This window comes from Pseudorhodoferax sp. Leaf265, from assembly GCF_001422365.1.
Classification (GTDB): domain Bacteria; phylum Pseudomonadota; class Gammaproteobacteria; order Burkholderiales; family Burkholderiaceae_C; genus Pseudorhodoferax.
In genome coordinates this window covers 500277-516813 of record NZ_LMMT01000040.1, presented here as the reverse complement: position 1 = coordinate 516813, position 16537 = coordinate 500277, and the positions used below count along the sequence as shown (strand labels likewise).

The window sequence follows — 16537 nt, the reverse complement described above, 5'->3', positions numbered from 1 at the left end:
GTTGCCGCCGGAGGGGCCGCGGGCAAACTGCCGAGTAGTTCACGGCGCCATGCGAATGGCCTGCGTTTTGCGCAACTACGTCACACCCGAGGCTGCGGCTGCGGCGCAACAGCGGGGGCGGTTCGCCCAGGGATCAGTCCGCGCAGCCTGCGCCGCTGGCGCGCGTGAGCGCTGCGCCCTTGAGCAGGCCCAGTGCGCCATCGGCCTGCGCCAGCACCAGCTGGTCGCCCTGCAGACGCAGCTGCATCTGCGTGCGCGCGCTCGGCAGCGAATGCAACGTATCGCCCTGGATGCGGCCCTCGTATGCGCGCACGCGCTGGCCGCGCGTCATCGTCGCCGTGAACTCCTGGAACTTCTGCTGCACGGCGAACTGCGTGCCCTGCAGCATGCCAGCGCCGCACCACAGGCCGTCCACCTGGGCCGGCACCGTCCACAGCTGTACCTTGCTGGTCTTGTCCAGGCCCACCTTCTTGTCCGGCACGGGCAGCACCGTGGTCTGGTCGGGCTTCCAGTCGCCCATGTCCCAGTCGTGCGAGACGATGCGCGTGCCGGGCTGGAGCGCCAGCAGGCGCGGGCGCAACGCCAGGTTCACATCGGGCAACAGGTACATGGTGATGACGCTGGCGCCGGACAGGTCGGTCTGGAAGATGTCTTCCACGCGGAACTGCGCGCGCCCGGCCACGCCGGCGATGCGGGCGTTCTCCTGGCTCTGGCGCACCAGGTCGGGCACGATCTCCACGCCCAGGCCGCTGGCGCCGAAGCGCTGCGCGGCCACGATCACGATGCGGCCATCGCCCGAACCCAGGTCGATCAGACGGTCCTGCGGGCCGACCTGCGCGATGCGCAGCATCTCCAGCGTGACGTTGTCGGGCGAGGTGACGAAGGGAACTTCTTCGAGTGCCTGGGCGGGCGCGCCGAACAGGGCGGCGGCGGACAGGCCGATGGCGGCGATGCGTGAGCGGAGCAGTGCGTTCAAGCGGTCAGACCTTTGTAGAGCATGTAGGCGGCCAGCAGATACAGCATGCCGGCGAACACGCGCTTGAGCATGGCCACAGGCAGCGCATGCGCGGCGCGCGCGCCGTAGGGCGCGGTGAAGAAGCTCGCCAGCGCGATCACGGCCAGCGCGGGCAGCCAGACATAGCCCAGCGCGCCGGGCGGCAGCTCGGCCACACCCTGGCCGGCCACCAGGTAGCCCGCCACGTTGGCCACGGCGATCGGAAAGCCCAGCGCCGCGCTGGTGGCCACCGCGTTGTGGATGGCGACGTTGCACCAGGTCATGAAGGGCACGCTGACAAAGCCGCCGCCTGCGCCCACCAGGCCCGACAGGAAGCCGATGGCACTGCCGGCGGCGAGCCGGCCCGCCGTGCCGGGCAGCTGGCGCGTGGGCTTGGGTTTCTTGTCCAGGAACATCTGCGTGGCCGAGAAGCCCACGAACAGGCCGAAGAAGATCGCCAGGTAGGCGCCCTTGAGCAACGCGAACACTCCCAGGCTGGCCACCAGACTGCCCAGCACGATGCCGGGTGCGAGCGTTTTGACGATGTCCCAGCGCACCGCGCCGCGCTTGTGGTGCGCGCGCACGCTGGCAATCGCCGTGAACATGATGGTGGCCATCGAGGTGGCGATCGCCATCTTCACGGCGAGGTCGGCCTGCACGCCCTGCCTGGACAGCAGGAAGGTCAAGAACGGCACCATCAGCATGCCGCCGCCGATTCCCAGCAGGCCCGCCAGAAAGCCACTGCCCACGCCCAGCAGCACGAGCTCGATCACCAGCACCAGCGACATGGAAAGGGGGGCGGGGAGGGAGAGGAAAAAGGTGTCTGCAGATGCCAGCAAACAGGCAACAAGCAGACGCTACAGAAAAAATAGCGCCGCGCTGAGCGCCATGGCGCCTCGGCGGCGCTATTTTGTCACGAGCGTCGGATTCGTTTAAAACCCGTTCAAAATTTGTCCAAAACGGTTTGCGATTCGGGGACCGGGACCATGACGCGGACTGACTGCCGGCTGCGTTCGTCGGAATACAGGTCGGTCATCTTCACGTCCTTGTGCCCGGCCAGCGCCTGGGCGAACTCCTTTCCGTACTGCTCGGTGTAGAGGCGGATCGCCAGGCTCCGGATCTCGTGGAAGGTGGGCGGAGTTCGCCCTTCGGCCGTCTTGATCCCTGCGGCGTCGCGCGCGGCCGCGAACGCCTCGCTGAGCGTGTCGTCGTCCACCGGGTCGCCGGCGTCGTGCCGGCCGCCCTTGGTCCGGTGATGCAAGAGGTAATGGCTGAGCAGGCCCGGCGTTCTGCAGCTCTTGATGACCTCTGAAAGCGTCCAGCCGACCGCGTCCAGCCGCAGGGAGATGGGGATGCCCAACTTCGTCTTGCCGCCGGATTTGCCTTGGTCAACCTGAAGGTGACCGTCAACCACGTCGGATCGCTTCATGGCTGCCACGTCCTGCCGTCGCTGGGCGGTCAGCAAGGCCAGTTCCATTGAGCGCTTGCCCCAAGGCTTCTTCTGCGCCGCGTGGATGGCCATGAAGGTCTCAAGCGTCAACCGTTCGCGCCTCACCTCAGACTTTTTGGCCCGGGTGGCGGTGACCGGGTTCTGCCCGACCTTGAGGTGCCCGCGGGTCTCGGCTGCCCGGAACAGCTCCATGCACGACGCGCGGATCAGGACCGCCATGCGAGCCCTGCCGGAGTCGGTGTAGACCTCCAGAACGTCGGCGATCATCTTCGGCGTGATGTCGCACACCGGCAGGTGTCCCGCCCGCGCGCGCAGCTCGCGGAATGCCGCCTTGTGATTCGACATCGTGGACTTCGACAGACCCGGCGAGATCCGCTCAAGCCACTCGTCCATCCAGGCGGCCAAGCTTGGTGCGTCGCTGGTGGCAAGGCGCTCGAGCAGCGACTTCGACTGTTCGGCCGCGCGTTTGGCGAAGGCTGCGCGTGCTTCTGTGATGGCGTGCGCCCTGTCGCGACCCAAGCCGAAGGTCTTCCCGCTGTCGCCGTCCCGGTAGTAGAAGTACCCGGCCGCGTTCTGGTAGAGACCCTCTGGCCAGTTGCGCCGGGTCGCAGATCGCGGCCGGCCCATCAGGCGGATGCCTTGCGGCGACGGCGAACCGGTGCGACGTAGCGCGCGTCCGGATCGACGTAGTAGGAGCGGCCGTGGCGCTGCGGCGCGGGCTGAATCAGGGCATCCCGGGCCCACTTGCGGAGAGTGTTGATGCACGGCTTCATGGCGGCGCTGTAGGTCTGTTCGGCCCACTCGGTCAGGGGCACCAGGGGTTTCTTCATGGGATTCTCCGGTCGAAAAAAAGCCCGCACGGGGCGGGCTCGGGGTTCATCGGAAAGAGACCACGCGCGCCAACTCGGTGTTGACGCCGCCGGCCGCTCGATAGGCCTCCCACATGCTCCGGTGGGTGGCGCAGTAGTGCGTGTTGGGGCCGATCTCGGTCGAGTGCGCTGGGCACATCGGCCGATCGCACGTCGCGCCTTCGCCGACCGGGAAGTCGCAGAGGAAATCGCCGAAGTCGGCGCAGTCCGCGCAGTGGTCGCCCAGGTCTCCGCAGATGTGCATGACCTGGCCGGCCGTGTGCGACTTGGCATGTTGGTAGTCGGCCCATGTCCCCGTAAAGCCGATCCGCTGCCAAAGCTCGTAGTCGGCTTGGGACGGCCCGGACACGCGGTGCAGATAGCACGGCATCTTCGCCTCCAAAAAGAAAGCCCGCTATCTGCGGGCTCGGGCTCATCTGGCCTGGGAGCGCTTACGGCGCCCACAGCGCGCGCACGCGCTCCCAGGTCTTGCGGTCGCAGTCATGGCCGAGCGGCTTGTATTCGCGGCCTTCTGCGCGGGCCTCATCGTCTCGTTTGAACTCCTCCTCAAGGTCGCGCTGCACGATGGTCCGCACGCGCTGCGGGAATTCGTGCCAGTGCCGGATCAGCCAGCCCGCGCACACATCGGGCATGTACGTCATCCGGCCGCAGCTGTAGCGGAATGCGGCCACGGCGAGCAGTCCTTCGTCCTCGGTCCATGCTGGGTTCATGGAGAATCCGTTGCGGCGAGGGAGAGGGTGGGACGGGCCAGGGCACGGATGGCTGCCCTGGCGCGATCCCCGAAGTGCATGGCCGCCACGTACTCGCCGTTGATGGGCGAATCCGATCTGGCCAGTTCCGACTGGAGATCGGAGATGGCGTGCCCGGCTAACTTCAGCGCCTCCCGCTCCCGCTCATCTGCCACGGCCTGGGCGTAGGAGTGGATCTCGGCGGTGATGTAGGCCATCTGGGCATCCTCGGCTGGGCCCGAGCACTGCGCGGCGCCGCGGATGAGCGGTAGCAGGGCGCCTGGCAGGGGCGGCATGCTGGGGGTCTGGTCAGCGGTGCTCATGGCTTTTCTCCAGAGGTGGCGGCCTCCCGTGTGTGCCACGCGGTTGCGTCCGGGCCGATGTAGAGGTGGTAGTCGATCAGGTCTGTCTGACCCAGCAGCATTGCCGCCAGATGGAACAGCCCGAAAATGGCAAGCGCACGATCCAGCATCACGCACCTTCCTTTCCATGTGGCTGCTCTGGGGGTAGAAATCCCGCGCGGGCCTCATCGACCTTCGCACGCAGGTCACTCGTTGGCTGTTCGTCGCCTTCGGCCAGCGGGGGCGCCGCGCAGAAGAGATCGCCGGAACCGTAGCGCCTTGGAACGCGCACCATGACCACCATCTGTTCAAGCCAGTTCAGGCGTTCGGTGTCCGGGTTTGGAGCGCCCCATTTGCGCATGGCGGTCTTCTGGATGGAATCCCACTGTTCCACCGGATAGTGCCTCGTGTCGTCTTTGTCAACGGTGGCGTAGGTCATCCGGGTGCCGGGTTTCCTGCATTCGACGAACCACGCATCGGCATCGGCCTCTGCCACCACCTGTGCCTGGGGATCGAAAACCGGGGCGGTGTAGAGGATTCGCGTCTTGTGGATCGCGTCGGCCGCGCACCGCTCGAACGCCTCCAGATCCACATCGAACCACGCAACCGCGCCGCTTGCTGGAAGCGACACCAGCACCTGCCGAACCGGCGCTGCCACTGGCGCAGATGCGAGCGCATTCCAGCGCGCGACCGCTTCGTCCTTCGTATCGTGCTCCACGAGGATGCCGCAGCTGTTGCAGCCGACGCGGAAGATGTCGGTCATGTCGCGGCGCCTGGACTTGTGCAGGTTCTCGCTGCCGCACACCCGACAGGGGATGAGGTCACGTTGCATGGGAATCTCCTGGGGTGGCGACGTACGCCAGTTCCCACTTGGGGTGGAACGGCATGGTGTGCTTGATGCCGTCGAGCTGGATGTTGAGTCGGCCGCCGCTGGCCGACCGGATGGTGCCGAATTCGCGCTCCCCGCAACCGGTGTAGAGCACGCGGCCGCCGCGCTTGGCCGGGACGCCATAGGTGCGCCGGACGTAGGCCATGCTCATGGCTTGTCCTTTGCTGTAGCTGCGGCGACCGGCAGTGGCATCCAGCGCAGCGGCTTGGCGCTGACGGACCAGTGCCGTTCCTCGTGTTCGTTCCATTCGTACCAGCCAGCGGGGCAGTACCACTCGTCGTCGTCCTCAGCGTACTCGCCGAAATCGTCGTCATCGCCGCCGCCGACCGGGAGCGTCTTGGCGGCCACCCACATCGCGCGGATGGGGTACTTGCGGCCGATGTCCAGCAGGACGGGCATCTGGGGCTCGGGCAGGCCCTGGGCCACGTCGGTCCAAGCGGCCGATGTGTAGCCCTCGGGGGTCGAAACGGCGGCGGGCTGGTCGTCGTCCGGGTCGAACGAAGACTGCGGAAGGCCGTAGCCGACGAAAGAGAGCAGGTGCTGCGCGGCGCCGACGACGGCTTGCGTCTCGGGCTCGTTCAACTCGCCCTTGCCAGACACCCACTGGTCCCCGATAGACAGCGCTTCCTCGCCGTCGATGAGAACGACGACCGCCCAGCGCGCCGGCATCTCGGGGTACTCCGGTGGTGCGGACAGCAGCCGCGTCTCGGTGAAGTATGCGGCATCGAGGTCGGGCCGCCGCACCTCGCTGAACATCTTGTGGCCATAGCGCTTGCTGGCGTAAATCCAGCCGGCTGCGCCTTGTTCTGTTTGGTTGGTCATGGTGTCAGCTTTCGCGCTTGAAGTAGCCCGGCTCGCCGCGGCACCACGGGCAGGTGTTGAGCATCAAGCCCTTGTCCTTTCGGCCGGTGGCGTAGGCCACGCCCAGGAACCGCTGTTCGGTGGTGTCGCGGCTCACGGTCCAGACGGACCGCAGGCCCTTGGCGTTGTACGGGTCCGCGCGCTGGGCCATGGTGCCGCACATGGTGGTGGCGGTGCAGGTGCTGGTGGTCATGGTGTTTTTGATGGGGGTCGGCAGAGGATGGGAATCAGGAGCCCGCGCGGCGCACGACGGTGCCCAGGGCCGCCAGCGGCGACAGGTCGACACCGAAGCCGATCAGCGCGGAGCCGTGGCTGGCGGCCTCCTGCCTGCCGTTGTCACGCAGCACGCCGAAGCGAAGCCGCGCACGTACGAACAGCACGCTGGTGCTGGAGGCCATCGCCTGCTGGAACAGCCGCGTGTCCGTGTGCGACGGAATCAGCAGCACGACCTTGGCGCCGGCTGCGCCTGCCTCAATGCAGCGCGCGATCCAGCGGCCACGCGTCTCGCCATAGGGCGGGTTGCACCAGATCGTGGCTGCATCCCACGGCAGCGCTGCACCGTCCATCGGCAGGTGGTAGTGCATGGCGGCTCCGGTTGGGTTGTCAGGCTCGGTGCAAGGGTCCAGGCCGATGCCGCCCAGCAGCTCCCGCACCGGCTCCAGCACGTAGGGTGGCGTCAGCATGGCTTGGCGGGCGTGGTGGTCCGGCCGGCGGCGCTTGGCGTTGTCGAAGCGGTGCGATGCGACCGACCGGGGTTGTTCAGTGTTTTCCATGTGTCAGCGGATCAGTCGTTGCCGCCCCACGACGCAATCTCTGCGTCTGCGGCGGTTTCGGGGTTCCTGGACTGGTGGGCGGGCCAGGCAGTCGAGGCCACGTCCACCGCAGCGTCGTCGTCAAGATCGGAGCGCTGCATGAGGCGGTCTGCGAAGCGGCGCAGCCATTCGCGGTTGGTGAGCATTTCGATCCTTCAGCGGGGAGGGTGTGTCAGCCGGTGCCCTGGCCGCTCGCCTTGGCGATCAGACGGTCTGCCTTGCGGAGAAGTGGGTTGGCGCGGACCTCGGCCATCAGGTCGTCATGTGGCTGGTCGGGGTTCTTTGCGTCGGCCGCGTTCGTGAGCAGGTCGCGCAGCTCCGACCTCGCCTCGATCATCCAGTCGTACATCTCGGCGGCAGTGGACAGCAAGCGGCCGTTGGCGATCTCCTCTGCGTCGTTTTTGCCGCACGGCCATGCAATGGCCTGGCCGGTGTGATCGGACTTGACGCCGACGGTCAGCTCGCCATTGGCGCAGCGGAAGTCGGTCACGAAGGCCCAAGGGCCGCGGGTGTGTGGGGTGCTCATATGGATCACAGATGAACGATGCGAGCGGGGGTGTTCTGAATGCAGACACCAGCGGAGCCGGCCCAGTAGCTCAGCGTGGCGTGGTTCTTGGCCAGCGAGCCCTCTGCTTCGGCCTGGGTGCGGTAGGAGGCGAGGACGGCAACGCCCGCGAGGATCACGAAGCGGCGGCCTTGCTTGGCGATGGTGAGGCTGTGGGCTTGGGACATGTCGATCTCCGGTTCGTTGCGTTGAATTGATTGTCGGGCAAACAATTCAACGGCGCAAGTGTTTTCTGTCGGGCAAACAAATCACCTAGAATTCGGCATGGACGAACCAGAGCAACCCCGCAAGCGAGGCCGCCCGGCCGGCTCGACGACCTCAGACCGAACGGCACGCATTGACGCGCGCGTGTCAGAGGAGCAGCTGGCCAAGTACAAAGAAGCAGGCGGCACGCCGTGGCTCGTCGCGCTGCTCGACCGGTACACGCCAGCCAAGCTGCGCTCCCTGGTTAAGGCCAAGGACTGATCAGCCATTCCCAGCACCCTCCGCTGGTGATGGGACGGCCGGCAGGAGGCCGATGCGGCCGTCGAGGATCGCGGCCTTGATGGTGTTCAGCTCCCAGCTGTAGCAGGTGCAGTCCACGTAGACCCGCAGGCCGTCGCGGTAGTCATGGCCCTTGCGCTTGATGAAGGCGTCGGCCGCGTCGCGGGTGAAGTGCTGGCAGACGAACTCCCAGTCCTCCACAACGTGCAGCAGGTGCGCTTCGGGGATGAGCTTCGCCAGCGCCTCGCGCATCTCGTAGCTGTCCGCTTCAAGGAACGAGCCGCCAGCCGCCTCGTTGTACTTGGCCTGGGTCTCTTCATCCTTGTCGGCGAAGAAGTCCGCGGGCGTCTCGGTGTGGCCGTCGCAGTAGATCTGCCGAATGTCCGAGTTCTCCTCGGGCACCTCGCGCCACACCCGCTTCTCTACCAGAAACGTGGCGTCGGCGGTGTAGTGCCGGCTCACGCCTTCGCCCTTTACGTCGTGGTGCAGGCGGGCGACGAAGTCGGCCCAGGTCTCGGCCGTGAGCCCCGCGCCGTTTGCCAAGGTAGTCTTCTTGTCAGCCATGTGCACCTCCCGAGGGTGGGAATTGATCGGCCCGCTCCAAACGACGGGCGCGCTTCTCGGCCCGACGCGCGCTCTTGCCGCGGACGCGCGGCACGTCGTTGCGGATGGGCTCGGGCCGCTGGCCCTCAAGCATGGGCCGCCGCAGCGGGGCGTGCATCGAGGACGCGACCAGCAGCGCCGCAGCGGCGCCGGACAGCAGTGAGGTTCTGCGCATCACGCACCTCCCTGTGCCTGGGCGGCGCGGGCAGCGTCGATCTCACGCTCGAATCGCTCCGCCACGATCCCGTTGAACTCTGCGGGGTCATCGGGGTGCACGACGTAGCCGCCGAAGTTGTCCATGCGGACGCAGCGCTTCGCGTGGCGCCAGCGCGGTGCATCCTCGGCATCCTGGCTGGGCGCAGCCGCAGCAGCACCAGGGGCTCCGAGACGCTTCCAGTGAGTCACCGTGCACGGCGAGGTCACATGGCCGTTGTACTGCTCGTATGAGCTGTACTGCCACCCGGACCGAGTGAGATGGGCCTCGCAGCAGTAGTCGGTCGGCCTGGGATGGACGAGAACATCCTCGTACATGTCAGGCACCTGCTGCTCTACGCTGACCCAGCCATCACCTGCCTGGTGATCTCCTGCCATCGGAGGAGCGGCAAGCGCGGCGGCCATGCGGCGTGCGATGGTCTGGCATTCGGCATCGCTCACGCGCTGGTCGTTGTCGTCAAAGCCAGGCTGCACCTGAGCCGACCAGCGATTGACGCCGTCAATGTTCAGGGCATAGACGGTGGCGCCGGCGACGCGCACCTCGCCATTCCCACCATCTTCCTCAGCGGGTCTTGTCGTGGTGGTCATGCGGATGCTCCCTCGACCAGCGACAGGACTGCACGCGCCGCTTCAGCCGCCTCGTTGAACGACAGATGGAACATGGTCCAGTCCTTGTCCGCCTTGTGCTCGGCCGCTTCCTTGATCAACTCCGCGATGCGCAGCAGCTCGGGCGTCGCGGCGATCTTCCGCGCGTGCTCGTCGCTGATCTCGACCCAGGCCGATCCGGCGTATTCATCGGCACGCAGAATGTCTTCGCCGCCGCAGGACAGCGCCTTGTGGTAGCCGGATCCGGAGCGGGACTTCTCCCACTCCCACGTCGCGTGATGTGTGCTCATGCTTTCGATCCTCAATCGGTGCGGGTAGAAATGGCTGCGGCAAGGGTGGCGAGGGGCATCACGCGGCCTCTGCCAGGGTGCTGGCGTTGGCGGCGGCCGTCATCAGGTGGCGATGCGTTCTCGGAGCAAGTCCGTTCCACACATTGACCGCAGGCATCGCCGTGGGGTCTGCGGCCTTCAATCTCGCCTTCTTGATCCGCTTTTTGGCTGCTTCCGCTGCGCCGTTGCGCTCCCGATACCTGCGGTTGGATGCGCGCCTGCGAGCGGCGGCGTCAACCCTTGGTTTCTTCGCGTCCTCTCCACCCTTATCCGAGTAGATCGGGAGGTCCGGCATGCGCCTGCCTACGGAGACGCGGTAGCCTGTGATTCGAAGAAGCTTGCCGGGGTAGCGTTCGCGCGCCTTGCCGATGCATGCGGTGATGCCACGTCCATCAATGCCCATGTGCTCGGCCAGTTCGCTGGTGGTCATCGGGCCGACATCGGACAGGGCGGCCAGGATTGCGGCGCGCAGTGGAGCGGGTTGATTGCTCAGCTTCATCACGCCACCGCCTTTGCCTGCTGGTCGTTGGCGGCGCGCAAGCGGGCCTCGTTCTGCATGACCAGGCCACGGAAGGCCAGCAGGTCCGGCTCCATGGCCTCGATGTAGGCATCGTCGCGCTCGATCCGGCGCCAGTACAGCTGCCGGCCGATAGACTCCAGGGCCGGGCAGTACAGGCAGAAGTGCCAGAACTTGCGGCCCGTGATCCACATGCAGCCCTGCACCTGGTCGATGAACTCGCTGATGTCGTCGGCCAGCAGCACATCGCGCAGGCCTTCGGGGGACACCAGGCACTTGTACTCGCTGCCCCCTTCGCTGCCGATCAGCCCGTCGGCGCTGGCGCCGAACCAGCGGTCATCGGTCATCACGAACCCGGCGCGTTGCACCAGCACACCGACCTGCGTCTCGTGCTCCGTGCGCGCGGCCGGCTCCAGCTCGTGGCCGCGGCGCATCTGCCACGTCTCAAAGCCTTCATCCAGGGGCTGGCCGCTGATGCGCTCCACCGCCAGGCGGAAGGCGTAGTTCTTGGCCTTCTCGGTGAAGTCGCCCTTGTTTGGGCCGGACTTCAAGCGCTCGCGCGCCACCTTGAACATGCTCGCAGTGATTGCGCCGGCCCGCGCCGCATGCCAGGCCTCTGACCCTTGTTCGCAGTTGACGATGAGCATCACTCGGCTCCTTCCTGTTCGGGTGGGTTCTTGGGCTCCACATCCACCGTGCGGGCGTCTGCGGTAGTGGCCGCCGCCTTGAGCCGTTCGTGGTGCGCGGCCAGGGCCTTGCGGCTGACGGGGCCGGCTTCTTCCCAGAACTGCTGGTAAGCCTGCACTCCACGTGCGGCGGCAGCTTCGGCCGCGCTCACCAGTTCGGGCGCAGCCACGGGGGCGGGCTTCTGCGCCGGCTTGATCTCGCCCGTGTCGGCGTCGATGATCCGTTCGGCCTCGTCCTGGTCGTAGATGCCGCCGTAGCCGAACGCCAGGCGAGCGCACTGGATCATTGCCTTGTGCCGCAGCATCCGGCGCGGGTGGCTCTTCCAAGGGCCGACGCCATCGCGCCGGCACTCGGCCATGAACTCGGTCACGCAGATCGGGTGCTTGCGGTCCTTGCGGTGAATGCGGCAGGTGCAGCCCTCGTCGTCCTGCTCGAAGTCCATCCCGTCGAACTCGGGGTGGCTGTTGATGATCCGGCTCCAGCCGTCCACACCGACCACCGGCACGATGCCGTTGTTGCGGTCGGGGAAGGCGTAGATTTCCTTCGTCCAGGGGTTCAGGCCGTACTGGTTGGCGACGATCAGCAGCGCAGTCATCTGCGCGTCGCTGACCTGGCCCTTGAAGGCAGTGGCCTTGAGCGTTTCCATCAAGCCGGCGCCATCGCCCATGTCCAGGCGGGCCGCCAGCTTGCTGGTCAGTGTTACGAGTGCAGTGGTCATGTCGTCCTCAAGAGAACAGGCTTGCGATCAGCCAGGGCAGTTCGGGCACGGCCACGAGCACGCCAGTTGCCAGCAGAGAGCCGGCTGCGATCAGCATGTAGGCGGTGCGGCCGGTGGAGATGGGCAGACGGGGCTCATCCGGGATGCGGCAGGCCTCGGGGCAGGGGCACTGCGCCTTACCCTGCTGGCACGCGCCGGCAGTGCATGCCGGCTCGATGTGGGCGCGGTGCAGGGAGGTGAGGGGGATGGTCGGGGTGGTCATGGCTGGGGCTCCTTGGTCGTCCGCATGAGGTCGATGAGGCGCTTGGTGCGCAGTTCGTTGGCTGCTGCCACGTCCTGGCCAAGATCGCGAAACTGCAGGCGCGTCCGCGTCTTCTGCAGCGTGTAGCCCCGCTTCGCCATCCACCACAGGAAGATGTCGATCACGTAGCACTGGCCGGCAACCCAATCCACCGTCTTGGCATACTCATGGCCCTCCACGTTCACCGTCGCATGGATCGCCTTGAACACGTCTTTCTGGTCGTGGAAGTCGCGCAGAGGTTCGGGCAGGTACTTGCCGCTCTTGAGCCATCCGTCCATCCCTCACTCCCTCGCCGCAACCGCGGCATTGATTGCATCGTTGTGGGAATCGGCAGATGCCTGGGCGGCGTCCACCTCGTCATATTCCGGATCGACTGAAGCGGCACCGATGGCCACGCAGACGGCAGCGGCGATGAGCCAGATGCGGAAGGTGGTCATGCGGCCTCCTTGATCTGCTCCAGCAGCAGCGCGCGGGCTGCGGGCTTCATGCACTCCAGCGCCGTGGCTGCGGTGTCGCGCAGCTGGGCCTCGGTCATTTGGAAGCTGGTTTCAAGACGGTTGTTGTGGGCGTACGTGCGGCCCTGCTCGATGGCCTGGATCGGCAGCACTACGACTTGGGGGATGTCCATCTCGTGCTCCTTTTTCTTGCGCGCCCAGAACCGGTCGCGCTCGTCGTTGTGGAAATTGCGGGGTAGGGACTGCATCAGGGCATCGCCATCCACCGAATGAGCGCATGCGATGCGGCGCCGTCCAGTTCCGTCTTGGCCTGGGCCACAAGCTCACCAAGCCGGTCGTATCGGAAGCGCGCGCGGTCGCCGTCGATCAGGTCGAGCAAGCGCTGAGCGCGCTGCACGCAGGCCTGCAGTTCGTCCTCTTCCTCGTCGTCAAGGTCGAGCTCGTGGAGGAGCTGGCCGGGAATGCGGGCGTTCATGGCTCGGCCTTGGAGCGCGCGGCTCTGACTGCGCTCAGCAGCACCTTCACTGCCGGCTGGATCTCGGCGTCGTGGTCGTCGGTGTACTTCGTGCCTGCAATCACCGCGATCTGCTTGCCGTGCATGAGCGGGTCTTGCACTCGGAGCACATCCCGCTCAACCAGATCCAGCACCGGCCCAGCGCTCTCGGGCGTATCGGTAAGGCCTGCGCCCGGCTCGGCGGTCTGCATGAACGCGAGGGCTTTGTTCCGCTCGCAGGTGGCGAAGGTGAAGTGCATTGCTTGCTCCAGGCGTGAAAAAGCCACCGCATGGGTGGCTTGGTTGAGGTGGGGGAGGGGTTAGAGGCCCGCTGCGTACTCGGTGGGGCTCCACCACTCTTCGGACATGTACTCTTGCTGGTCTTCGGTTTCCCGCCAGCATTCGCGCGTCCAGTCGGTGCCGTCGTGCCATGTCCAGGCTTCTTGCCCGTCAGCATCCTTGGCATAGACGCGGCTACCTTTCGGCGCTTGATCCATGGGCTTCCAGTCCATGCGCTCTCCTTGATTGGTTGATGCCCGCCTGCCGCCGATCCGCACAACTGGTTGCCCGAAGGCGCTGGACCAGAGGCGGCAAAGGTCTCGGCTGGTTTCGATCCTTTTTCCCAACTCATCGACAGGTTGCTGTCAGAGGTTGTTTTGCCCACGGGGACCTAAGGTCGTGGGCTCAGGTGGACATCAGGTAGAGGGGCCGGTGCTGATCTCCGGCTTGCTGTCGCGGTGATGTGAGTCCGGTCTGCCGTGGCCCCGGCGCGGGGGTTTGTGCCACTGTTCTCTCGCCTCAATCGGGGTTGCCTGTTTCCCGGTTTTTGACAGAAGGCCGGAACCTTCCTTGCCTTGGCGGATACCTCCGCTTGGCCGCAACCCAGTGTCTCTGACACCTTGCGCATCAGCCTGCGCATTCCCTCTACCTGATGGCCCTCTCTTGGTAGAGGGCGGGGTGGGTTAGGCCGCCAAGGCCACGAGGTAGCCGCGGCGCTTGGTCGGCAACATGCTGGTGCCCTTGTTCTTCGATGCGTTCCAGGTGTAGTCCGCAACACGGACTTGCGCGCCTTTGAACACACCAACCAGCAGCTGCGACCACTTCTCGGCGGCGTCGATGCTCAGGCAGGTGATATGCACGTTGCAGCAGATCGCGCCGAACACCTGGATTGACTCATACGGGATGCCGGCCGACTCCAGCTTCGACTTCATGTCGGCCAGCAGCTTTTGCTTGTCCATGGTGTTCCTCCTATTGGTGGTTGAAGCCCGAGGGGGCGGGGTGGTTAGAAGGGGTACATGGGGTCTTCCATGGCGTCTTCGGGCAGTCGTCTGTTCAGTTGCATCCAGACTTGGACAGCTGTCGGCGGCATGCCGTGGTCATGGGTCCAGTTAGCAGCCCATGCGGCGTAGTCCCTTAGGACCTGAGGGTCAACTTCTGGCACTTCGGACAGGTCAGCCCCAAGCGCATCACGAAGCGCGGCGAGCGTTACTTCGTCGTGTGAGTCTGTCCACCCGCAGAGGTCGCCGTCCGTGAGCATGGCGATGGCCTGTCGGATGCATCGAACACGCGCTGGCTCGCGGCTCGCCGGTTGACCGCTATCGGTGTTGTGGGTCATCGCTTCCACCTTTTGCCGACCTTGGCGTTCGTGATCGCCGAGATGGCCGCTACGAATGCTTCTAGGGATTCGGCGCACAAGTCGGCGACTCCCTTGGGGTCCATGCGGCCGATCAGGCCGCCGGGCGGGCGGCTGGGTCTAGATGGCTCGTCCTTGACCAACGTCATCAGCTCTACGCCGAGTGCATCAGCGATGGCCATTGCTGAACGCATCGGCGCCGTCTCGAACATGCCGTTCAAGTAGCGGCTCACCGTGGACTGGGTGACCTGAGCGCGCCGGGCCAGCTCAGCGGAGCTGATTCCCTTGGCTCTCATCAGGCGCCTCAGCTGCTCGGGATCAATCCGCATTACCCGGCTCCGGAGGGACCGGCATCCAGTGGGTGATCGTGTGCCGCACGTACCCGTCAGAGGATGAGGATGTCCAGCCGCCAGCAGTGATCGAGGCAACCTCAAATGCAGCGCTGCCATCGTTGCGACGGCACAGGCACAAGACTTCAACGTTGCGGCCGGGCTGCACGTCTTCGATGCTGAGCCAAGTGGGCTTCGCTTCGGTCAGCTGGATGAGGGTTGCGTTTGTCTTGTCAGACGCCAGCAGCGCCGCGACGTTGTTTGCGGCCTTCAGGCTGCGGAATAGCCCGATGCTGTCCGATCCCGCAAACCGGGAATCGCTCATGTCGTGCCGCACCTCGTAGCGAACGACTTCGCGCACGCGGAATGTGTCCTGTCTCATGTGCTCTCCTTGAAAACCACAGCCCTGCACGCAAGGCTCTGGTTTGCGCCCTGTTGCCAGGGCCATCGGTCGTTGTTGCTATTGGCCTCCCGGAATGCCTCACCGCCGTATAGAACCCAGCGGATGGATTTCGCGGTACTGTGGTTGCTCGCCTGCTGCCGGCTCAAGTCCGGCATGCATGCGGCGCCCTATCTCGTTCGCGTTGCCTGATCCCATCTAGGGGCAGAGCGCTACTAGCCTTCGCACCGACGACCTCTTCTATCCCGCTGCCGCCCGCGGTGCCCTGCGTTTACCCAGCCGTGCGTGCTGCATGAACTTGAGCGGCTCGGACGATCCCGTGGCGCCAACACAGACCGGCCGGAGGGCTTGGGTGTGCGTTGGACCACACGATACCCTTAGGTATTGTTTTTGTAAATACCCTCAGGTACTTTCCGTACAATTTTTTTTGCGGACGCCATGTCGCGCGACCGTATGGCTTCACCCGGCAAAAAAAAGCCACCTGAAGGTGGCTTGAATTTGGCGTGGAGGGTGGCTACTGCGTTCGCGCGCCCTTGCGTCGGCGCGCCCAGAGCAAACCGGCGAGGCCGGCGCCGATGAGGGCTGCTGGAGAGGGCTCCGGGACGCTCTGGCGAACTGACGTCAGCTCCATCGACGAAAAGGCCGGGTTGCCACTACTGCCAATTACGTAGAACTGGATGCCTGGAGTGAACGTGTACGTAGTGAAGGCGCGATCCCATGCCGCGAGCTGCGATTCAAAAGGCCCAGCAGACGCGATGTCTACCGCGGCGGAGATCGATAGGGACAGCGCGCAATCTGTGGCTGGCTCGATCCCGGCTATGTGAACGGATCGCGCGGTCGTATGCAGGGTCGCGATCCCCCGGCCGCTGCATCCGCCCACCGCGGGCACCCGCCACCTGAACGTGGCCGCAGTGGTCGAATATCCATAGCCTTCTTCCCAGCGATCTGGGGCAAGTCTCTGAGTGTCTATGCCGATCCATGCGGAGAAGGGGATCTTGTCACCGGTCTCCGGATGGTCGGTAAGCCCGTTAATTGTCCAGGCGATGTAGTTGGGCACATATCCCGCTTGCGCGCCGATGCACGCCCCAGCGAGCGCAAGCGCTGCCGCAATCTTTTTCATTCCGTCTCCTTGTGCGCGGCGTCGTGGCCCGCCGGCTTGGCGAGCAAGTGTGTTGCGGAATGTAAGCCTGGGACGTCATAGCCTTCCACAGAATGGTGGACGTTTGGCGGTACGGCGTGCTGTGCGCGGATCGCGAGAGCT

35 protein-coding genes are annotated in these 16537 nt (G+C 65.5%); 1 reads left to right on the top strand and 34 read right to left on the bottom strand.

Annotated elements, in window-relative coordinates:
* Positions 1–133 precede the first annotated feature (133 nt).
* The 16 genes from ASF45_RS33890 to ASF45_RS33825 form a co-directional block, all read right to left on the bottom strand.
* Complete coding sequence (locus ASF45_RS33890; protein ID WP_056674258.1) at positions 134–976, bottom strand: cyclopropane-fatty-acyl-phospholipid synthase family protein; 843 nt, start codon at positions 974–976, stop codon at positions 134–136.
* Complete coding sequence (locus tag ASF45_RS33885; RefSeq protein ID WP_056674256.1) at positions 973–1782, bottom strand: sulfite exporter TauE/SafE family protein; 810 nt, start codon at positions 1780–1782, stop codon at positions 973–975. The genes ASF45_RS33890 and ASF45_RS33885 overlap by 4 nt, the downstream gene beginning before the upstream one ends.
* A gap of 155 nt (positions 1783–1937) precedes the next feature.
* Positions 1938–3071, bottom strand: coding sequence for a tyrosine-type recombinase/integrase (locus ASF45_RS33880; RefSeq protein ID WP_056674253.1), 1134 nt, complete (start codon positions 3069–3071; stop codon positions 1938–1940).
* Positions 3071–3274 (bottom strand): excisionase, encoded by a 204-nt coding sequence (locus ASF45_RS33875; protein ID WP_056674251.1) that lies wholly within the window; start codon positions 3272–3274, stop codon positions 3071–3073. The genes ASF45_RS33880 and ASF45_RS33875 overlap by 1 nt, the downstream gene beginning before the upstream one ends.
* A 46-nt stretch (positions 3275–3320) precedes the next feature.
* Positions 3321–3683 (bottom strand): hypothetical protein, encoded by a 363-nt coding sequence (locus ASF45_RS33870; RefSeq protein WP_056674450.1) that lies wholly within the window; start codon positions 3681–3683, stop codon positions 3321–3323.
* A gap of 61 nt (positions 3684–3744) precedes the next feature.
* Positions 3745–4023 (bottom strand): hypothetical protein, encoded by a 279-nt coding sequence (locus ASF45_RS33865; protein WP_056674248.1) that lies wholly within the window; start codon positions 4021–4023, stop codon positions 3745–3747.
* Entirely contained in the window at positions 4020–4364 is a 345-nt protein-coding gene (locus ASF45_RS33860) for a hypothetical protein (protein ID WP_056674246.1), read from the bottom strand. The genes ASF45_RS33865 and ASF45_RS33860 overlap by 4 nt, the downstream gene beginning before the upstream one ends.
* Entirely contained in the window at positions 4361–4513 is a 153-nt protein-coding gene (locus tag ASF45_RS35775; RefSeq protein WP_156473295.1) for a hypothetical protein, read from the bottom strand. Before ASF45_RS35775 ends, ASF45_RS33860 begins: the two co-directional genes overlap by 4 nt.
* Positions 4513–5214 carry a hypothetical protein gene (locus ASF45_RS33855; protein WP_056674242.1) on the bottom strand — a complete coding sequence of 234 codons (702 nt, stop codon included), beginning with the start codon at positions 5212–5214 and terminating at the stop codon, positions 4513–4515. Before ASF45_RS33855 ends, ASF45_RS35775 begins: the two co-directional genes overlap by 1 nt.
* Positions 5204–5422, bottom strand: a complete 219-nt coding sequence (locus ASF45_RS33850; protein ID WP_056674238.1) for a hypothetical protein — start codon at positions 5420–5422, stop codon at positions 5204–5206. Before ASF45_RS33850 ends, ASF45_RS33855 begins: the two co-directional genes overlap by 11 nt.
* The gene (locus tag ASF45_RS33845) at positions 5419–6093 is read right to left on the bottom strand and encodes a hypothetical protein (RefSeq protein WP_056674234.1); all 675 of its coding nucleotides are present in this window, start codon (positions 6091–6093) and stop codon (positions 5419–5421) included. The genes ASF45_RS33850 and ASF45_RS33845 overlap by 4 nt, the downstream gene beginning before the upstream one ends.
* A 4-nt stretch (positions 6094–6097) precedes the next feature.
* Positions 6098–6325 carry a hypothetical protein gene (locus tag ASF45_RS33840; protein ID WP_056674232.1) on the bottom strand — a complete coding sequence of 76 codons (228 nt, stop codon included), beginning with the start codon at positions 6323–6325 and terminating at the stop codon, positions 6098–6100.
* 34 nt (positions 6326–6359) lie between these two features.
* Positions 6360–6905 carry a DNA N-6-adenine-methyltransferase gene (locus ASF45_RS33835; protein ID WP_056674230.1) on the bottom strand — a complete coding sequence of 182 codons (546 nt, stop codon included), beginning with the start codon at positions 6903–6905 and terminating at the stop codon, positions 6360–6362.
* Between the two features lie 11 nt (positions 6906–6916).
* Positions 6917–7090 carry a hypothetical protein gene (locus tag ASF45_RS35770; RefSeq protein WP_156473294.1) on the bottom strand — a complete coding sequence of 58 codons (174 nt, stop codon included), beginning with the start codon at positions 7088–7090 and terminating at the stop codon, positions 6917–6919.
* 26 nt (positions 7091–7116) lie between these two features.
* The gene (locus ASF45_RS33830; RefSeq protein ID WP_156473293.1) at positions 7117–7470 is read right to left on the bottom strand and encodes a hypothetical protein; all 354 of its coding nucleotides are present in this window, start codon (positions 7468–7470) and stop codon (positions 7117–7119) included.
* Between the two features lie 5 nt (positions 7471–7475).
* A complete protein-coding gene (locus ASF45_RS33825) occupies positions 7476–7676 on the bottom strand; it encodes a hypothetical protein (RefSeq protein ID WP_056674223.1) in 201 nt (66 codons plus the stop codon).
* 97 nt (positions 7677–7773) lie between these two features.
* Between ASF45_RS33825 and ASF45_RS35765 the strand changes: the two genes are divergently transcribed.
* On the top strand, positions 7774–7974 hold the full coding sequence (locus ASF45_RS35765; RefSeq protein ID WP_156473292.1) for a hypothetical protein: 201 nt from the start codon (positions 7774–7776) through the stop codon (positions 7972–7974).
* On the opposite strand, the gene ASF45_RS33820 is transcribed toward ASF45_RS35765, so the two are convergent.
* The 18 genes from ASF45_RS33820 to ASF45_RS33740 form a co-directional block, all read right to left on the bottom strand.
* Positions 7975–8556, bottom strand: a complete 582-nt coding sequence (locus ASF45_RS33820) for a hypothetical protein (RefSeq protein WP_056674220.1) — start codon at positions 8554–8556, stop codon at positions 7975–7977.
* Positions 8549–8770, bottom strand: a complete 222-nt coding sequence (locus ASF45_RS35760; RefSeq protein WP_156473291.1) for a hypothetical protein — start codon at positions 8768–8770, stop codon at positions 8549–8551. Before ASF45_RS35760 ends, ASF45_RS33820 begins: the two co-directional genes overlap by 8 nt.
* Complete coding sequence (locus ASF45_RS33815) at positions 8770–9396, bottom strand: DUF551 domain-containing protein (RefSeq protein ID WP_156473290.1); 627 nt, start codon at positions 9394–9396, stop codon at positions 8770–8772. Before ASF45_RS33815 ends, ASF45_RS35760 begins: the two co-directional genes overlap by 1 nt.
* The gene (locus tag ASF45_RS33810; protein WP_056674215.1) at positions 9393–9704 is read right to left on the bottom strand and encodes a hypothetical protein; all 312 of its coding nucleotides are present in this window, start codon (positions 9702–9704) and stop codon (positions 9393–9395) included. Before ASF45_RS33810 ends, ASF45_RS33815 begins: the two co-directional genes overlap by 4 nt.
* A gap of 58 nt (positions 9705–9762) precedes the next feature.
* Entirely contained in the window at positions 9763–10242 is a 480-nt protein-coding gene (locus ASF45_RS33805) for a helix-turn-helix transcriptional regulator (protein WP_056674213.1), read from the bottom strand.
* The gene (locus ASF45_RS33800) at positions 10242–10907 is read right to left on the bottom strand and encodes a lambda exonuclease family protein (RefSeq protein ID WP_056674210.1); all 666 of its coding nucleotides are present in this window, start codon (positions 10905–10907) and stop codon (positions 10242–10244) included. Before ASF45_RS33800 ends, ASF45_RS33805 begins: the two co-directional genes overlap by 1 nt.
* Positions 10907–11665, bottom strand: a complete 759-nt coding sequence (gene bet / locus ASF45_RS33795; RefSeq protein WP_082551420.1) for a phage recombination protein Bet — start codon at positions 11663–11665, stop codon at positions 10907–10909. Before bet ends, ASF45_RS33800 begins: the two co-directional genes overlap by 1 nt.
* A 7-nt stretch (positions 11666–11672) precedes the next feature.
* A complete protein-coding gene (locus ASF45_RS33790; protein WP_056674207.1) occupies positions 11673–11927 on the bottom strand; it encodes a hypothetical protein in 255 nt (84 codons plus the stop codon).
* On the bottom strand, positions 11924–12244 hold the full coding sequence (locus ASF45_RS33785) for a hypothetical protein (RefSeq protein WP_056674205.1): 321 nt from the start codon (positions 12242–12244) through the stop codon (positions 11924–11926). Before ASF45_RS33785 ends, ASF45_RS33790 begins: the two co-directional genes overlap by 4 nt.
* Positions 12245–12247: 3 nt before the next feature.
* Entirely contained in the window at positions 12248–12403 is a 156-nt protein-coding gene (locus tag ASF45_RS35755) for a hypothetical protein (RefSeq protein ID WP_156473289.1), read from the bottom strand.
* Complete coding sequence (locus ASF45_RS33780) at positions 12400–12669, bottom strand: hypothetical protein (protein ID WP_056674201.1); 270 nt, start codon at positions 12667–12669, stop codon at positions 12400–12402. Before ASF45_RS33780 ends, ASF45_RS35755 begins: the two co-directional genes overlap by 4 nt.
* Positions 12669–12896 (bottom strand): hypothetical protein, encoded by a 228-nt coding sequence (locus ASF45_RS33775; protein WP_056674198.1) that lies wholly within the window; start codon positions 12894–12896, stop codon positions 12669–12671. Before ASF45_RS33775 ends, ASF45_RS33780 begins: the two co-directional genes overlap by 1 nt.
* Positions 12893–13174, bottom strand: coding sequence for a hypothetical protein (locus tag ASF45_RS33770; protein WP_056674195.1), 282 nt, complete (start codon positions 13172–13174; stop codon positions 12893–12895). Before ASF45_RS33770 ends, ASF45_RS33775 begins: the two co-directional genes overlap by 4 nt.
* Before the next feature lie 60 nt (positions 13175–13234).
* Positions 13235–13426 carry a hypothetical protein gene (locus ASF45_RS33765; RefSeq protein ID WP_056674192.1) on the bottom strand — a complete coding sequence of 64 codons (192 nt, stop codon included), beginning with the start codon at positions 13424–13426 and terminating at the stop codon, positions 13235–13237.
* A gap of 450 nt (positions 13427–13876) precedes the next feature.
* Entirely contained in the window at positions 13877–14152 is a 276-nt protein-coding gene (locus ASF45_RS33760) for a hypothetical protein (RefSeq protein ID WP_056674189.1), read from the bottom strand.
* Between the two features lie 373 nt (positions 14153–14525).
* On the bottom strand, positions 14526–14876 hold the full coding sequence (locus ASF45_RS33750) for a helix-turn-helix transcriptional regulator (RefSeq protein ID WP_056674183.1): 351 nt from the start codon (positions 14874–14876) through the stop codon (positions 14526–14528).
* Positions 14866–15258 (bottom strand): DUF551 domain-containing protein, encoded by a 393-nt coding sequence (locus tag ASF45_RS33745; protein WP_056674180.1) that lies wholly within the window; start codon positions 15256–15258, stop codon positions 14866–14868. The genes ASF45_RS33750 and ASF45_RS33745 overlap by 11 nt, the downstream gene beginning before the upstream one ends.
* Positions 15259–15790: 532 nt before the next feature.
* Positions 15791–16396 carry a PEP-CTERM sorting domain-containing protein gene (locus ASF45_RS33740; protein WP_056674177.1) on the bottom strand — a complete coding sequence of 202 codons (606 nt, stop codon included), beginning with the start codon at positions 16394–16396 and terminating at the stop codon, positions 15791–15793.
* Positions 16397–16537 lie beyond the last annotated feature (141 nt).

Bases quoted from the DNA above. Each gene is read 5' to 3' on its own strand.
- ASF45_RS33820 (WP_056674220.1), bottom strand. From the start codon at position 8,556: ATGGCTGACAAGAAGACTACCTTGGCAAACGGCGCGGGGCTCACGGCC.
- ASF45_RS33830 (WP_156473293.1), bottom strand. From the start codon at position 7,470: ATGAGCACCCCACACACCCGCGGCCCTTGGGCCTTCGTGACCGACTTC.
- ASF45_RS33845 (WP_056674234.1), bottom strand. From the start codon at position 6,093: ATGACCAACCAAACAGAACAAGGCGCAGCCGGCTGGATTTACGCCAGC.
- ASF45_RS33765 (WP_056674192.1), bottom strand. From the start codon at position 13,426: ATGGACTGGAAGCCCATGGATCAAGCGCCGAAAGGTAGCCGCGTCTAT.
- bet (WP_082551420.1), bottom strand. From the start codon at position 11,665: ATGACCACTGCACTCGTAACACTGACCAGCAAGCTGGCGGCCCGCCTG.
- ASF45_RS35765 (WP_156473292.1), top strand. From the start codon at position 7,774: ATGGACGAACCAGAGCAACCCCGCAAGCGAGGCCGCCCGGCCGGCTCG.
- ASF45_RS35770 (WP_156473294.1), bottom strand. From the start codon at position 7,090: ATGCTCACCAACCGCGAATGGCTGCGCCGCTTCGCAGACCGCCTCATG.
- ASF45_RS33815 (WP_156473290.1), bottom strand. From the start codon at position 9,396: ATGACCACCACGACAAGACCCGCTGAGGAAGATGGTGGGAATGGCGAG.
- ASF45_RS33790 (WP_056674207.1), bottom strand. From the start codon at position 11,927: ATGACCACCCCGACCATCCCCCTCACCTCCCTGCACCGCGCCCACATC.
- ASF45_RS33775 (WP_056674198.1), bottom strand. From the start codon at position 12,896: ATGAACGCCCGCATTCCCGGCCAGCTCCTCCACGAGCTCGACCTTGAC.
- ASF45_RS33745 (WP_056674180.1), bottom strand. From the start codon at position 15,258: ATGAGACAGGACACATTCCGCGTGCGCGAAGTCGTTCGCTACGAGGTG.
- ASF45_RS33785 (WP_056674205.1), bottom strand. From the start codon at position 12,244: ATGGACGGATGGCTCAAGAGCGGCAAGTACCTGCCCGAACCTCTGCGC.
- ASF45_RS33880 (WP_056674253.1), bottom strand. From the start codon at position 3,071: ATGGGCCGGCCGCGATCTGCGACCCGGCGCAACTGGCCAGAGGGTCTC.
- ASF45_RS33740 (WP_056674177.1), bottom strand. From the start codon at position 16,396: ATGAAAAAGATTGCGGCAGCGCTTGCGCTCGCTGGGGCGTGCATCGGC.
- ASF45_RS33805 (WP_056674213.1), bottom strand. From the start codon at position 10,242: ATGAAGCTGAGCAATCAACCCGCTCCACTGCGCGCCGCAATCCTGGCC.
- ASF45_RS33850 (WP_056674238.1), bottom strand. From the start codon at position 5,422: ATGAGCATGGCCTACGTCCGGCGCACCTATGGCGTCCCGGCCAAGCGC.
- ASF45_RS35755 (WP_156473289.1), bottom strand. From the start codon at position 12,403: ATGACCACCTTCCGCATCTGGCTCATCGCCGCTGCCGTCTGCGTGGCC.
- ASF45_RS33750 (WP_056674183.1), bottom strand. From the start codon at position 14,876: ATGCGGATTGATCCCGAGCAGCTGAGGCGCCTGATGAGAGCCAAGGGA.
- ASF45_RS33760 (WP_056674189.1), bottom strand. From the start codon at position 14,152: ATGGACAAGCAAAAGCTGCTGGCCGACATGAAGTCGAAGCTGGAGTCG.
- ASF45_RS33865 (WP_056674248.1), bottom strand. From the start codon at position 4,023: ATGAACCCAGCATGGACCGAGGACGAAGGACTGCTCGCCGTGGCCGCA.
- ASF45_RS35760 (WP_156473291.1), bottom strand. From the start codon at position 8,770: ATGCGCAGAACCTCACTGCTGTCCGGCGCCGCTGCGGCGCTGCTGGTC.
- ASF45_RS33860 (WP_056674246.1), bottom strand. From the start codon at position 4,364: ATGAGCACCGCTGACCAGACCCCCAGCATGCCGCCCCTGCCAGGCGCC.
- ASF45_RS33835 (WP_056674230.1), bottom strand. From the start codon at position 6,905: ATGGAAAACACTGAACAACCCCGGTCGGTCGCATCGCACCGCTTCGAC.
- ASF45_RS33870 (WP_056674450.1), bottom strand. From the start codon at position 3,683: ATGCCGTGCTATCTGCACCGCGTGTCCGGGCCGTCCCAAGCCGACTAC.
- ASF45_RS33780 (WP_056674201.1), bottom strand. From the start codon at position 12,669: ATGCAGTCCCTACCCCGCAATTTCCACAACGACGAGCGCGACCGGTTC.
- ASF45_RS33840 (WP_056674232.1), bottom strand. From the start codon at position 6,325: ATGACCACCAGCACCTGCACCGCCACCACCATGTGCGGCACCATGGCC.
- ASF45_RS33810 (WP_056674215.1), bottom strand. From the start codon at position 9,704: ATGAGCACACATCACGCGACGTGGGAGTGGGAGAAGTCCCGCTCCGGA.
- ASF45_RS33770 (WP_056674195.1), bottom strand. From the start codon at position 13,174: ATGCACTTCACCTTCGCCACCTGCGAGCGGAACAAAGCCCTCGCGTTC.
- ASF45_RS33855 (WP_056674242.1), bottom strand. From the start codon at position 5,214: ATGCAACGTGACCTCATCCCCTGTCGGGTGTGCGGCAGCGAGAACCTG.
- ASF45_RS35775 (WP_156473295.1), bottom strand. From the start codon at position 4,513: ATGCTGGATCGTGCGCTTGCCATTTTCGGGCTGTTCCATCTGGCGGCA.
- ASF45_RS33825 (WP_056674223.1), bottom strand. From the start codon at position 7,676: ATGTCCCAAGCCCACAGCCTCACCATCGCCAAGCAAGGCCGCCGCTTC.
- ASF45_RS33885 (WP_056674256.1), bottom strand. From the start codon at position 1,782: ATGTCGCTGGTGCTGGTGATCGAGCTCGTGCTGCTGGGCGTGGGCAGT.
- ASF45_RS33875 (WP_056674251.1), bottom strand. From the start codon at position 3,274: ATGAAGAAACCCCTGGTGCCCCTGACCGAGTGGGCCGAACAGACCTAC.
- ASF45_RS33800 (WP_056674210.1), bottom strand. From the start codon at position 10,907: ATGCTCATCGTCAACTGCGAACAAGGGTCAGAGGCCTGGCATGCGGCG.